Here is a 13180-nt window from a genome sequence, read left to right as displayed (position 1 = left end):
TCGCTGCGGGAGTAGTCATGGGGACGACCCTATGTTCGGTCAGGTTTCGTCCGCGTAAAGTCCGCAGTATTGGTATCGGAAATCTACCTTCGGGGCCGGATTTGCGGTCGCCGATACCCTGGAGGGGTGATCGACGCAGCTCCCGCCAGCCGAACGTACGAGGTCCGCACCTACGGGTGTCAGATGAACGTGCACGATTCCGAGCGCCTCTCGGGCCTGCTCGAGGACGCCGGCTACGTGCGCGCGGACGGCGGCGAGCAGGCCGATCTGGTGGTGTTCAACACCTGCGCGGTCCGTGAGAACGCCGACAACAAGCTCTACGGCAACCTCAGTCACCTGGCGCCGGTCAAGAAGGAGCGCCCGGGGATGCAGATCGCCGTCGGCGGCTGCCTGGCCCAGAAGGACCGCGGCACCGTCGTGAAGAAGGCGCCGTGGGTCGACGTGGTGTTCGGCACCCACAACATCGGCTCGCTCCCGACGCTGCTCGAGCGCGCGCGACACAACGAGAAGGCCGAGGTCGAGATCAAGGAGGCGCTCGACGCCTTCCCGTCGACGCTGCCCGCCCGCCGCGAGAGCGCGTATGCCGGATGGGTCTCCATCTCGGTCGGCTGCAACAACACCTGCACCTTCTGCATCGTGCCGAGCCTGCGCGGCAAGGAGGTCGACCGCCGCCCGGGTGACATCCTCGCCGAGGTGCAGGCCCTCGTCGACCAGGGCGTCTCCGAGGTCACCCTGCTCGGCCAGAACGTCAATGCCTACGGCGTCAACTTCGCCGACCCCGAGCTCGGCCGCGACAGGGGCGCCTTCGCCGACCTGCTCCGCGCCTGCGGCCGCATCGAGGGACTCGAGCGCGTGCGGTTCACCAGCCCGCACCCGGCCGAGTTCACCGACGACGTGATCGACGCGATGGCCGAGACCCCGAACATCTGCCCGCAGCTGCACATGCCGCTGCAGTCGGGATCCGATCGCGTGCTCAAGGAGATGCGGCGCAGCTACCGCAGCACGAAGTTCCTCGGCATCCTCGATCGCGTCCGCGAGAAGATCCCGCACGCCGCCATCACCACCGACATCATCGTCGGCTTCCCGGGGGAGACCGAGGAGGACTTCCAGGCGACCCTCGACGTGGTCGAGAAGGCCCGCTTCTCCAGCGCCTTCACCTTCCAGTACTCGATCCGCCCCGGCACCCCCGCCGCGGACCTGCCCGATCAGCTGCCGAAGGCGGTCGTACAGGAGCGGTACATGCGGCTGATCGAGCTCCAGGAACGGATCACCCTGGAGGAGAATCAGAAGCAGGTGGGGCGCACCGTCGAACTGCTCGTGGCGCTCGGGGAGGGCCGCAAGGACGCGGAGACCAAGCGCATGTCCGGACGCGCCCGCGACGGCCGGCTCGTGCACTTCACCGGGCGGGAGGGCATCCGCCCCGGCGACGTCGTCGAGGTCGAGATCACCGGCGCGGCCCCGCACCACCTGGTCGCCGACGCCGGCGTGCTCACCCATCGCCGGACCCGCGCGGGCGACAACGTCGAGGCGGAGATCACCCCCGTGACGGCCCCCGTCGGGGTCGGCCTCGGACTGCCGCCCGTGGGCCGCCCCGAGGCCGCGTCCGCGCCGGCCCAGTCGGGCTGCTCGACCTGCTGACCCGCTGTCCGACGGTGCGCTACGACGACCTGTAGGAGACAAGTCCGGGCACGGGGTGGACAATGGACCCCATGAACGCGGACAGCGAGAACCCCCGGAGCGCCGACGAGCTGGACGGCCTGCGCACGCAGGTCGAGTCGGTCGAACGCAAGCTCGCCGGCGAGTTCCAGGTCGGTCCGCGCATCCTAGTCGCCGCGATCGCGGTGGTCGTGGTGATCGGCTCCCTCGCGCTCCCGCACACCGGATCGGTCACGGGCATCGAGATCATCACCGGTGACCCGCACATCCAGGGCAGCTCGCTGGTGATCGTCTCGAAGATCTTCGTCTGGCTCGAGGTGCTGTTCGGCGTCTTCGCCTCCGGCGCTGCGCTCCTCACCCGCCGCTGGGTGCTCGCGGTGATCGCGGGCGCGGGCAGCGGCGTCGCCGTGGTCTTCGGCCTGCTGTCGGTGTGGTCCCGGCAGACCAACGGTCTGCACGGCGAGCCGCCGAGCGGCGCGGGCATCGGCCTCTACCTGGGCTGGCTGGCGATGGTCGTGCTCGCCGTCGTCTGGATCAAGACGATCTGGGCCCGCTCGCCGTTCCAGCTCGCGGCCGAGCAGGACCGACGGGACGCCGCGCAGGAGTGGGAGGACTTCGCACGGTCCAACCGCATCGGCAATCGCGCGCCGCGAGCGCAGCGCCCCACCGACGAGGCGTAGCGACCCGTAGACGCAGAACCGCCCGGCGGATCGCCGGGCGGTTCTGCGTTTCGTCGTGTCGGGCCGGGATCAGCGGTTCTCGACCGCGCCCTCCGCCGCGTCCGGCTCTCCTTCCCGCGACCGCGGTGGGTCAGCGGTTCTCGACCGCGCCCTCCGCCGCGTCCGCCCACTCGCGCCACTGGCTGGCCTGCTCGCGCAGCCGCACCGCGTCCTTGGTCTTGCCGGCCTTCTCGGCCTTCTCCGCCTGGTCCTCGAACTGCGCGACGCGGTCGCGGAACTGCGCCGCGCGAGCCGTCGCCTCGGGGTCGGTGCGCCGCCACTGGGTGTCGTCGGCGGCCTTGATCTTCTTCTCCAGCGCGCGGATGCCCGCCTCGAGCGAGCCCATCTGGTCGCGCGGGACCTTGCCGATCGCCTCCCACTTGTCCTGCAGTTCGCGCAGGGCGGACTTCTGCGCGGCGAGGTTCGCCGCGGACTCGATCCGCGGGGTGTACTCGTCGAGCAGGGCCTGCTTCGCCTTGCCGTTCTCGGTGAACTCCGCGTCCCGCTCGTCGGCGGCGGCGTTGCGCGCCGAGAAGAACTCGTCCTGGATGCCCTTGAACCGTGCCCACAGCGCGTCATCGGTGTCGCGCGGCGCGCGGCCGGCGGCCTTCCACTTGGCGAGCAGGTCGCGGAACTTCGCGGAGGTCTCGCCCCACGCGGTGTCGTTCTTGAGCTTCTCGGCCTCGGCGATCAGCTCCTCCTTGCGCGCCTTCGCGCCGGCGCGCTCCCGGTCGAGCTCGGCGAAGTGCGCGCCACGCCGCTTGTTGAAGGCGTCGCGCGCCTTCGAGTAGCGCTTCCACAGCGCGTCGTCGGTCTTGCGGTCGACGCCCTTGATCGTCTTCCACTCGTCGAGCAGCGCCCGCATCCGGTCGCCCGCGGTCTTCCACTGGGTGGCGTCGGCGGCGATCGTCTCGGCCTCGGCGGCGAGCGCCTCCTTGCGGGCGATGCCCTCGGATCGGCTCTTCTCGCGGTCGGCCTGCGCGGTCACGATCGCGGTGTCGGCGCCGGTCAGAAGCGCGCCGACGCGGGCGGCCAGACCGTCGAGATCGCCGACCACGGCCGCGGTCGGCAGCGTGTCCGCCACCTGCTGCGCCGCCGCGCGGACCTTCTTCGGGTCGCTCGTGCCGCTGGCCAGGCGCTCCTCGAGCACCTCGACCTCGGTCGCGAGTTCGTCGTACTTGCGGCCGTAGTGCGCGAGCCCCTCGGCGCCCTCGCCGGCCTGCCACGATCCGACGGCGCGCTCGCCCGCGGAGGTGATCACGTAGACGGTGCCGTCCGCGTCGACCCGGCCGTGCTTGCTCGGGTCCGAGGCGGGGTGCACGCGCGGTGCCTGCGCCGCCGCGGGGGCGTGCGGGCGCGGACCACCGGGCCGCGGGCCGGGGTGGGGCCCCGGATGCGGCTTGGGGCCGGGCCGGGCGCCCGGGGTGGGCTTCGGAGCGGCGTTCTCGATCGGAGTGGTCTCGGCGATCGGGTCGTTCTCGGCCACGGGGTTCCCCTTCGTCTGCGCCGCGCGTCACGGCTGCCGTCGTCATGGACCCGCGCCGTACGCGGACCCTTCGATCCATTGAAGCACTCCGCGGGCCCGTCGGCGCGATCGATTAGCGTTCTTCTCGTGCACTCGTCCCAGCGTCACCGGCCCGTCGTCGTGATCCCCGGCGCCCCGCTGCTCGTTCCCGAGCTGGTCGGGCTACCCGGCGACCCCGATGCGGACCGTCTGCGGGAGCGCGTCCTCGCGGCCGGGTACTGGCTCGGCGAGCGCGCACGCACCTGGCGTGTCGTCGGTGCCGAGCCGCTGACCAGGGTCGACGGTGCCGACGTGCCCGCTTCCGGGACCTTCGTCGGATTCGGTGCGGACGTGCTCGTGACGACTGCGCCCGGCGCACCGTCGAACGACCTGCCGCCGAGCCCCGACCTGCCGCTCCCGCTGCTCATCGCCGCATGGCTGCGGGGGAGTGCGGCACCGTCGGCGCGGATCGTCGCCGCGGACGACGAGGCAGAGGGCCTGCTGTTCGTGCTCGACGGTCCGAACACGCTGACCGCCCGCGCGCCCGGCGGCCACCGTCCCGAGGACGAGGCCGTCTTCGACGCCCAGGTCGCGGCCGTGACGGGCGGCGCACCGTCGGACGGGCTCGACGGTGCCTGGCGCACCCTCGCGGAGGCCGTGGACGGCCGCGCCGACGTGCTCTACCGGGGTGCGCCCTTCGGCGTCGGCTACCTGGTCGCGACCGGCGGCGGAGCCGAGTGAGCGCCGCGAGACCCGTCGCCGTCGTCGGACCCACCGCCACCGGCAAGTCCGACCTCGCGCTCGACCTCGCGCAGCGCCTCGACGGCGAGATCATCAACATCGACGCCATGCAGATGTACCGCGGCATGGACATCGGCACGGCGAAGCTGCCGGTCGCCGAGCGCCGGGGCATCGAACACCACCAGCTCGACGTGCTGGAGGTGACCGAGACCGCCACCGTCGCCGCCTACCAGGAGCGGGCCCGGGCGGACGTCGAGGCGCTGCTCGTGGCCGGCCGGACCCCGGTGATCGTCGGCGGCTCGATGATGTACGTCCAGGCCCTCCTCGACGAGTGGAGTTTCCCCGCGACCGACCCGGACGTGCGCGCCCGGTTCGAGAGCCGGCTGGCCGAGGTCGGACCGCTCGTTCTGCACCGCGAGCTCGCGGCCCTCGATCCCGCGGCCGGCGCGAAGATCCTCACCACCGACGGCCGCCGGATCGTCCGGGCACTCGAGGTCGTGACGATCACCGGCGAGCCCTTCGCGGCGTCGGCGCCGCAGATCGGGCCCGCCCGCTGGGACACCACGATCGTCGCGCTGGACCGCGACACCGAGCAGCTCGACGCTCGCATCGACCTGCGCACCCGCCTGATGTTCGAGGGCGGTCTCGTCGACGAGGTCCGCGCCCTCGAGGCCCGGGGACTCCGCGACGGCGTGACCGCGTCCCGGGCGATCGGGTACGCGCAGGTCCTCGCCGCCCTCGACGGCGAGTACGACCTCGACCACGCCCGTGAGCTGACCTTCATCGGCACGCGCCGCTACGTCCGGCGGCAACGGTCCTGGTTCCGGCGCGACCCGCGCGTGACCTGGCTCGACGGCGCCGCCCCCGACCTGCTCGACGGGGCCCTGGCCGCGCACGCCGCCCCGCCGTGGCGCCCGTAGACTGGCGGCATGGGCGTGACGGGTGCGGTCGACTTCCTCAAGGGGCACGGCACGGAGAACGACTTCGTGATCCTGCCGGATCCGGGCGTCGACATCGACCTCGTGCCGGAGCTGGTGGCGGCGCTGTGCGACCGCCGGGCCGGGATCGGCGCCGACGGCGTGCTGCGCGTCGCCCGCGCCGGTGATCTGCTCGACGCGGGCGTCCTCGACGCGCTGCCCGACGGAGTGTCCCGCGAGGACTGGTTCATGGACTACCGCAATGCCGACGGCTCCATCGCCGAGATGTGCGGCAACGGCGTTCGCGTATTCGCGCACTTCCTCGCAGCGTCGGCGCTGGTCGCCGGTGACGAGTTCGTCGTCGGCTCGCGGGCGGGTGCCAAGCCCGTGCGGGTGCACCACGCGGATCCCGAGGCGGCGGAGGTCTCCGTTTCGATGGGTGCGCCGCGTGTCTTCGGCACGTCCTCGGCCGGGGTCGACGGTCGGGACCTGGCGGGCATCGCCGTCGACGTCGGTAACCCCCACATCGCCTGTGTCGTCCCCGGCCTCACCGCCGAGGACCTCGCGGCCCTGGATGTGGCCCGCCCGCCCACCTTCGACCACGGCCTGTTCCCGCAGGGGACGAACGTGGAGGTCCTGACGCCGCTGCACGACGGTGCCGTCCACATGCGGGTGCACGAGCGCGGCTCCGGGGAGACCCGGTCCTGCGGGACGGGCACCGTCGCCGCCGCGGTCGCCGCACTGCGCGCCGCGGGCGCCGAGACCGGGGAGGTGGACGTGCACGTGCCCGGCGGGGTCGTGACCGTCACCGTCGAGGCCGACGGTGCCGTGCTCCGCGGGCCCAGCCGCATCGTCGCCTCCGGGACGGCGCGCCTCTCCGCGCTCTGAGCGGTTTCGCCTTGCGAAAACTCGCGTGACCCGCGTCGCCCCGACGTGCGAGAATGGGTCCCATATGACACAGACAGACACCTGGGAACCGACCGACGCGCAGCAGCCGACCGTCGGTGAACTCCAACTCCAGGAGCGGTCCTCGCTCCGCCGCGTCGTCGGCCTCTCCACCGAGCTCGACGATGTCACCGAGGTCGAGTACCGGCAGTTGCGCCTCGAGCAGGTCGTGCTCGTCGGCGTGTGGACCGAGGGGTCCGCCGCGGAGGCGGACTCGTCGCTCGCCGAGCTGAAGGCCCTCGCCGAGACCGCGGGCTCCGTCGTCCTCGACGGCGTGGTCCAGCGTCGCGACCGTCCCGACCCGGCCACCTACATCGGCTCGGGCAAGGCGCACGAGCTGCGCGAGGTCGTCCTCGCCACGGGCGCCGACACGGTGATCTGCGACGGCGAGCTCACGCCCGCGCAGCTCAACGCACTGGAGAAGGTGGTGAAGGTCAAGGTCATCGACCGCACGGCTCTGATCCTCGACATCTTCGCCCAGCACGCCACCTCCCGCGAGGGCAAGGCACAGGTCAGCCTCGCGCAGATGGAGTACATGCTGCCGCGGCTGCGCGGCTGGGGTGAGGCGCTGTCCCGGCAGGCCGGCGGCCGCGCCGGCAGCAACGGCGGCGTGGGCCTGCGCGGCCCGGGCGAGACGAAGATCGAGACCGACCGTCGCCGGATCCGCGAGCGGATGGCCAAGCTGCGCCGGGAGATCAAGGGCATGAAGCAGGCCCGCGACACCAAGCGCGGGCAGCGCCGCCGCTCCGGCGTGCCGTCGGTGGCCATCGCCGGGTACACCAACGCGGGCAAGTCGAGCCTGCTCAACGCGCTCACCGACGCCGGCGTGCTGGTCCAGAACGCGCTGTTCGCGACTCTCGACCCGACCACCCGGCAGAGCACGCTGGCCGACGGTCGCGACGTGGTCTTCACCGACACCGTCGGGTTCGTGCGGCACCTGCCCACCCAGCTCGTCGAGGCCTTCCGCTCCACGCTGGAGGAGGTGGTCGACGCCGACCTGCTCCTGCACGTGGTGGACGGCAGCGACCCCATGCCGCAGCGCCAGATCGACGCGGTGCGGCACGTGCTCCGCGAGGTCGCGGGCGAGCGGGAGGCGACGCTGCCGCGGGAACTCCTGGTGGTCAACAAGATCGATGCCGCCGACCCGATGGTGCTCGCGCAGCTGCGCGTCGCGTTGCCGGGGGCGGTGTTCGTCTCCGCGCACACCCGTGAGGGCATCGCGGAGCTGCTCGACGCGCTGACGGGGCTGATCACCGCGGGGGATGTCGAGGTGGCCGCGCTACTGCCGTACGAGCGGGGCGACCTGGTCGCCCGGATCCACGCCGAGGGCACGGTGGTCAGTGCGGATCACGAGGCCGACGGTACGCGGATCGTCGCGCGGGTGCCCGGCGCGCTCGCGGGGCTGCTGGCCCGCTTCGCGCAGTAGTCGCGCACAATCGAGACCATGACTCGTCGGGCCCCGGGGCCATTGCTGTCCGTCTCCGCGCGCGCGGGGATCGCGCTGGTCGTCGGTGCGATCGCCGCGGTGATCGTGGGCGCGCTGCTCGACGGCACTCTCGGCGTCCTGGTCGGGATCGGTGCGGCCGCAGCGGTGTTCGTGGTCACGGGGTGGGCGATGCTCTGGCCCCTCGGCGCCGAGGCGACGCGGGCGACGGTGCAGCGGGAGAACTTCCGGCCGCGTGTCGCCGAGCTCGCCGTCGCGGTGATCGCGCTGAGCGGCCTCGTCGCCATCGTGGCGCTCCTCGTCGTGGGCAAGTCCGTGAACAAGGACGCCGGTGCCGCCGCCGCGTTGTTCGCGGCGTTCGCGGTGTGGGCGTCGTTCATTAGGCAACAGTGGCTGTCGACTTTGGTTTGTCGAACGTCAGGTGACGGTCCCCGTCAAGTTCGTCGCGGTCATCATCATTCACCCGATATCCATCTGGTGACCCTAGCTATCGGTTCTGTTCTGGGCGGGTGAGGAAGATGGGTTTGCCGAAGGTGGTGAGGGTGTCGTCGGTGGCGTCGGTGCTGATGGCGACGGTGGCGTAGGTGCGGACTTGGACGCCGCCGATGCAGTTGTCGACGGCGATGCGGATGTCGCGGGACATGACCTGGGCGTTGGGGCCGACGACGGCCTTCTTGGCGTAGGGGATGTCTTTGGTGGTGCCGGGCTTGAGAACTCCGGAGATGCTTCCGGTCTCGGTGACGGTGTCCGAGAGGGTGCCGGAGAGGCTGCCGGTTCCGGTGCCGGAGACGCTGCCTCCGCCGGAGCCGCCGTTGGAGCCGCCCTGTCCTTGCCCGGTGGCGGTGCCGGATGCGGTGACGGTGGGGGTGATCGAGGCGGTGGTCGCGTTCGACAGCGACCCGCCAAGGGTCAGGCTGTCGGCGGTCACGGCGCAGCCAATTTGTGTACCGGTGGTCAGTGTCGCGGACTTGATCTTGCTGCTGGGCTTGCGCTTTGGGTCGTTCGGATAGGCGGCCTCGATCTTCGCCTCACCGCCGACGGAGCTGAAGCCTTCGAAACTTTGGGGCGATCGGTTCAGCGGCGGGACGGAGTCGAGCTTCTCCCCGAACTTGCTGACGGTGACTTTCCAGCCGTCGCGGGTGACTAGCTCGCGGCTGGTGTCGGCGAACTCGCCCTCGCGGATCTGCCCGGGGATGGGGACGCGCATGCGGGGTGCGGGCGGCGGGGTGACAGCAGCCGGGGTGGCGGGCTTCGCGGCAGCCGCTGCGGGGGCCGGCTTGGGTGCCGGCGTGGGGGTAGCCGAGATGGGGCCGGCTGCCACGGTGGTGGCGGTCGCGGCGGCGCAGAGTGCGATGAGCACCTTCGATGCCCGAGGCATGCGGGTATGGGTGGGCATGTCGGAAACGTCTCCCCCTGTGTGAAGTCAATCAACGATGTCACATCATTAACACTGGCCCCAATAGCAACATACGTAACATGGTTTGGCAACCCGGCGGGGTAGTGGTCTATCTGTCTCAGATGCGTCGGGTGGAGCGTTTTAGCTGGTGAGCGCGCCTGCTATGGCGGCGGTGATCACTGCGAGTGCGATCACTGCGATGACGGTGGCCATGATGAGGCGGTGCACGGTGAGTTGTCGTTCGGCGGCGGTGTGGGAGGCGTCCCAGAACGGTAGTGCGGGGCTGGGGATGTGTTCGGCGGTGGCTCCGTCGCCGAACCGGTATGCCCGTGTCGGGGGCTGGGCGGCGAGTGCGGTTGTTCCTTCGGTGGTGGTGACGATTGCCGGTGGCAGGGTGTGCAGGTGGCGGCCGCAGGTGGTTAGTTGTTGCCAGGTGTAGAGGGTGTGCGGGTCGGGTTGGGCGTGCCAGCGGGCAGCGTCGGCGAGAAGTCCGGTCCGTGCTGCTAGGGCGAGGTGGTGCCGCTCGATCAGCGGTGCCGCTCTGTCCCAGAGGAGGGGGATTGATGCATCGGCCCACCGCACCAGCTCTGCGGTGTGGGTGGAAGCCGGTGCCGTGATGGTGAGGCCGGCTGCGGAGAGGAGGTCTGCGGCGTCCGCCGGCAGTGCGGTGGCAGGAACGTCGGTGGCGACCGGTTCGCCGGTGGTCGGGTCGATGCCGGTGAGCTGCACGATCGCTGCCGCGATCTGTTCTTCGGCCAGGTGCGCATCAACGCCGGGGTCGGGGTGCGCGAGGAGGAGCTCGGCGGCCCCGATCGCGGCGGTGTGGTCGCCGGAGGTGGTCGGGGCTTTCGCGGTGGTGAAAAGCCGGTACCAGTGGCGTATCGACCCTGGCCCCGCCGGCGCCTCCGCAGCCCGTGCTTGCCCAGATGAGGCGGCAAGGGCCTGGTCGCGAGCTCGGACGATCAGCCACACCAGGACGGGGGCGATGGTGTCGAACCGGTCGGGTAGGTGCCGGCCGGAGCACCAGTTCGACAGCTTCTGCACACTGACCCGATCGCCGCCGCTCACGCTCACCGCGGCGGCGGTCGCCGTCAACGTCGGGTTGCCCGCCGCGGCGAACAGGGCGCGTAGCGCCTGCCCGAAATCCTCCGCCGAGCCGCCCTGTACCCGCAGGTCCGCCGTGCCACTGCCTGTCACACCGTCACCGTCAGCGGCAGGCGGCGGTGGCTGAGCTGGTGGTTCTTGGGCGGGGGTCGGCATCAGCGTCGCAGGGCCTGCCACAACGCGGTGACTCCGGAGACGGTGAAGTGGCTGGCGATCATCATCGCGAGCACGAAGGCGAGGAACACCCACGGCATCCCGATCTTCTCACCCCACGAGGTGAGATGGGAGACGGTGAACGCGCAGCCGACGAGCAGGAGCCCACCGAAGAGCAGCCCGACCAACTTCATCGCCACCTCGCGCTGCGCCGCCGCGGCCTCATCGGCGGCAGCCGAACCACCACCGCCCGGCGGATTCGAACCCGCCGATACTTCGTCAGACACTGCGCGAAACCCCCACCGTCAACTGTCGGAAAAGCCCTAGGTACGACTTCCCCACTAGTGAACCACGTCTTGTTAAACACTGAACACGATGAACCGTACACACCGCCCGCCGCCACACCCACCGACGACACTAGATGTCTGAAATGCCGGAGTTACAGACCCTTCGGAAAGCCCTGTAATTTACAGACCGGGGTCTGTAAATCGGCAGTTTTATACCGATCTACCTGCGTCGATGCGGTTCTGTTCTGTTTTGGGGGTTGACAAACTCCTGTGGTGTGGTTGATTGCCGGGCATCACGCGGCGTATCCGCCGGATCTTCACCCCCTTGCATCCCCGTTCGAGGAGCTTGTTCGTGTCTGACAGCAGTCCCAGCAGCCCGGCCGCCGGCGGCAACGATGGTCCCGCGGGCCGTCCGCCCCGCCCCGCCCCGACGCCTGACCCGCTCCCTGAAGGCGCGCCGCGGCACGCCCGCACCGCACCCGCAGCCGGGGACACCGCCCAGTTCCCCATCCAACGGCCACCAGCCCCGCCGGCCTACTCGCCGGCAGATGCGCCGAGCCTGCTGCAGCAGCGCCTCCAAGGGGCGTTCCTGACGATCATCGGCCTGGCCGGAGTGTTCGGAGGTGTCCTGTTCTCCATCGAGGCACCCCGGTTCACCCCCGTCCCGGTGGTGTTCCTGACCTTCTGGCTCGTCATGGTCATCGTCGGGAAGATCCTCTTCGCCGGTCTGGGCAAGCTCCGCGAAGCCGGCATCAGCGCCGCTCCCGCGCCCTCCCAGGTTCGCGCAGCTGCTGCGGTCGCCGCGATCGTCGTCTCGGTCGGGATGATGGGCTTCGCCGCGACCAGCGCCGGCAGTGGTGTGGCGTCGGCGGCGCCGTGCCCGGGTGGTGGACCCGCCACCTGCGGCCCGACCGCACCCGAGCTGACCTTCACCCCACCCCCCGCCCAGACCGGCACCCCCGGCGGCCAACAAGGCGGCCAGCAAGGCGGGCAAGACCAGCAGGGCATCGCCACCTCCCCCGCCGGGAGCGGCGGTGACAACGGACCCGGCATCCAAGCCCAAACACCCGAGTTCGGCACCCCCGGACAGCAGGCCCCGAACATCCCCGGCAACGAACAACCCGGCCAAGGCAACAGCCAGGCCGGACAGCAACCGGCGCAGGGCCAACAGCAGACCGGCCAGCAGAACCCCGTGCGCACGACCGCACCCGGACGCCCCGCCCAGAACCAGCAGCCGACCGACGATCAGCAGCCCAACTCCGGGCAGTCCAGCAGCCCCACCGTCACGGTGACCAAGACCGAGTCCCAGTGCGCGGTCCCCGGCGCCGGAGCACCCGGCAGTAATGGTGGTGGCGGCCCCGGCGCACCCGGTAGCGAGGGCGGCAACAGCGGCGGCCCCGACAACAGCGGCAGCGGCGAAGACGAAGAGGGCGCGCCCTCTTGGTCCTACCTCGTTGCAGAAGTCACCGCACTGATGACCGGCCGCCGCCGGCCCGGCAGCGCAACGCCAGGCGCTGGAAACCGTCCCACCACGGCGCGGGATTCGATGTCACCGGTGGTGGGCCGCCGGGAAACAAAGAATCGGAGTGCGGGCTCCTCTACCGAGAGTTCGACGACGCGGCGGTCAAGCAGCATCGGGTCGCTCTTCGCATCCTCCGCCGGCGGCGATGACCGGCAAGGCATCATTCCAGGGTCCGTGGTCAACGAGGACGACACCATCTACCTCAACCCGCCAACGACAACTGGAGGCGTAGGCCAGTGGGGCCCCTCCAGGGAAGGCGGACTCGGATCGTACTGGGCGACCTTCCAGGCTCTGGCTACCCGGATCAATCCCCGCCACTCGTACATGGTCCCCTCGCTTGACCGCAAAGGCGGGCTGATCAAGATCGACGGCTTCGGATACTCCGGCTCCCGCGCGCTGTATGTAGAGGCCAAAGCCGGATACATACGGGCACTGAACGCAGTCCTCGCCGGAACAGCAGGAAAAGCAGATCAGAAGACGGCACTCAGTCTAGCCTCGGCCTTTCGCGGGTGAGGTCGTGTCGGACATGAAGAAAGGTGCTCTGAGCTGGAAGAATAGGGGTTACCACACCAACCTATTTCCAGTCTCGAAGGAGCACCTTTCTGGTGAGTCAGTCTACGTCCTGCTACCCGAAGGTGTCGGTCGACGCGGCCGGAACGAACCTCGTCTCGCATGCCGGGACAGTGCTGTTGCTTCGTACCGCCGAGACGGTCGGTCTGACCGCGGCTCTGACCAGTGCGTTGATGCCGTGGCGCAAGCCGAACGCGATCCACGATCCGGGGAAGRCGGTGC

12 protein-coding genes and 1 pseudogene are annotated in these 13180 nt (G+C 70.6%); 9 read left to right on the top strand and 4 right to left on the bottom strand.

The genetic code is table 11. The features are described 5' to 3' along the window. Nucleotides 1–126 precede the first annotated feature (126 nt). Together miaB and AXK60_RS07930 are read left to right on the top strand one after the other, a co-directional pair. Entirely contained in the window at nt 127–1638 is a 1512-nt protein-coding gene (miaB, locus tag AXK60_RS07935; protein ID WP_068570524.1) for a tRNA (N6-isopentenyl adenosine(37)-C2)-methylthiotransferase MiaB, read from the top strand. A gap of 71 nt (nt 1639–1709) precedes the next feature. Further along, nucleotides 1710–2336, top strand: coding sequence for an Rv2732c family membrane protein (locus AXK60_RS07930; RefSeq protein WP_244881059.1), 627 nt, complete (start codon nt 1710–1712; stop codon nt 2334–2336). 130 nt (nt 2337–2466) lie between these two features. Here the strand turns inward: AXK60_RS07930 and AXK60_RS07925 are convergent, their stop codons facing one another. Then, nucleotides 2467–3861 (bottom strand): DUF349 domain-containing protein, encoded by a 1395-nt coding sequence (locus AXK60_RS07925; RefSeq protein WP_082777899.1) that lies wholly within the window; start codon nt 3859–3861, stop codon nt 2467–2469. A gap of 126 nt (nt 3862–3987) precedes the next feature. On the opposite strand from AXK60_RS07925, the gene AXK60_RS07920 reads away from it, so the two are divergent. From AXK60_RS07920 to AXK60_RS07900, 5 genes are all read left to right on the top strand, one after another. Beyond that, nucleotides 3988–4620, top strand: a complete 633-nt coding sequence (locus AXK60_RS07920; protein WP_068570523.1) for a class III extradiol ring-cleavage dioxygenase family protein — start codon at nt 3988–3990, stop codon at nt 4618–4620. Further along, nucleotides 4617–5540, top strand: coding sequence for a tRNA (adenosine(37)-N6)-dimethylallyltransferase MiaA (miaA, locus tag AXK60_RS07915; RefSeq protein WP_068570522.1), 924 nt, complete (start codon nt 4617–4619; stop codon nt 5538–5540). The genes AXK60_RS07920 and miaA overlap by 4 nt, the downstream gene beginning before the upstream one ends. Before the next feature lie 9 nt (nt 5541–5549). Beyond that, nucleotides 5550–6425, top strand: coding sequence for a diaminopimelate epimerase (gene dapF / locus AXK60_RS07910; RefSeq protein ID WP_068570521.1), 876 nt, complete (start codon nt 5550–5552; stop codon nt 6423–6425). Nucleotides 6426–6489: 64 nt separating this feature from the next. Beyond that, nucleotides 6490–7908 carry a GTPase HflX gene (gene hflX, locus AXK60_RS07905; RefSeq protein WP_068570520.1) on the top strand — a complete coding sequence of 473 codons (1419 nt, stop codon included), beginning with the start codon at nt 6490–6492 and terminating at the stop codon, nt 7906–7908. Between the two features lie 18 nt (nt 7909–7926). Further along, entirely contained in the window at nt 7927–8439 is a 513-nt protein-coding gene (locus tag AXK60_RS07900; RefSeq protein ID WP_244881058.1) for a DUF1345 domain-containing protein, read from the top strand. On the opposite strand, the gene AXK60_RS07895 is transcribed toward AXK60_RS07900, so the two are convergent. The 3 genes from AXK60_RS07895 to AXK60_RS07885 form a co-directional block, all read right to left on the bottom strand. After that, nucleotides 8414–9322, bottom strand: coding sequence for an MspA family porin (locus AXK60_RS07895; RefSeq protein ID WP_139057816.1), 909 nt, complete (start codon nt 9320–9322; stop codon nt 8414–8416). The two genes, AXK60_RS07900 and AXK60_RS07895, sit on opposite strands and share 26 nt — an antisense overlap. 141 nt (nt 9323–9463) lie before the next feature. Continuing rightward, nucleotides 9464–10519, bottom strand: a complete 1056-nt coding sequence (locus AXK60_RS07890; RefSeq protein ID WP_068570518.1) for a hypothetical protein — start codon at nt 10517–10519, stop codon at nt 9464–9466. A gap of 62 nt (nt 10520–10581) precedes the next feature. Next, a complete protein-coding gene (locus AXK60_RS07885; RefSeq protein ID WP_139057815.1) occupies nt 10582–10866 on the bottom strand; it encodes a hypothetical protein in 285 nt (94 codons plus the stop codon). A gap of 352 nt (nt 10867–11218) precedes the next feature. Between AXK60_RS07885 and AXK60_RS26265 the strand changes: the two genes are divergently transcribed. Both AXK60_RS26265 and AXK60_RS26260 read left to right on the top strand, forming a co-directional pair. Beyond that, nucleotides 11219–12901 carry a hypothetical protein gene (locus tag AXK60_RS26265; protein WP_139057814.1) on the top strand — a complete coding sequence of 561 codons (1683 nt, stop codon included), beginning with the start codon at nt 11219–11221 and terminating at the stop codon, nt 12899–12901. Nucleotides 12902–12993: 92 nt separating this feature from the next. After that, a pseudogene (locus AXK60_RS26260) lies at nt 12994–13180 on the top strand (IS1380 family transposase); the annotation flags it as partial.

Origin of the sequence: Tsukamurella pseudospumae, assembly GCF_001575195.1 — a bacterium.
Classification (GTDB): domain Bacteria; phylum Actinomycetota; class Actinomycetes; order Mycobacteriales; family Mycobacteriaceae; genus Tsukamurella; species Tsukamurella pseudospumae.
This window is presented reverse-complemented; position numbering and strand designations above follow the sequence as displayed.

What these genes read in the sequence shown, in the direction of transcription:
- hflX (WP_068570520.1), top strand. Translation starts at nt 6,490, where the DNA reads ATGACACAGACAGACACCTGGGAACCGACCGACGCGCAGCAGCCGACC.
- AXK60_RS07930 (WP_244881059.1), top strand. Translation starts at nt 1,710, where the DNA reads ATGAACGCGGACAGCGAGAACCCCCGGAGCGCCGACGAGCTGGACGGC.
- dapF (WP_068570521.1), top strand. Translation starts at nt 5,550, where the DNA reads ATGGGCGTGACGGGTGCGGTCGACTTCCTCAAGGGGCACGGCACGGAG.
- AXK60_RS07895 (WP_139057816.1), bottom strand. Translation starts at nt 9,322, where the DNA reads ATGCCCACCCATACCCGCATGCCTCGGGCATCGAAGGTGCTCATCGCA.
- AXK60_RS07900 (WP_244881058.1), top strand. Translation starts at nt 7,927, where the DNA reads ATGACTCGTCGGGCCCCGGGGCCATTGCTGTCCGTCTCCGCGCGCGCG.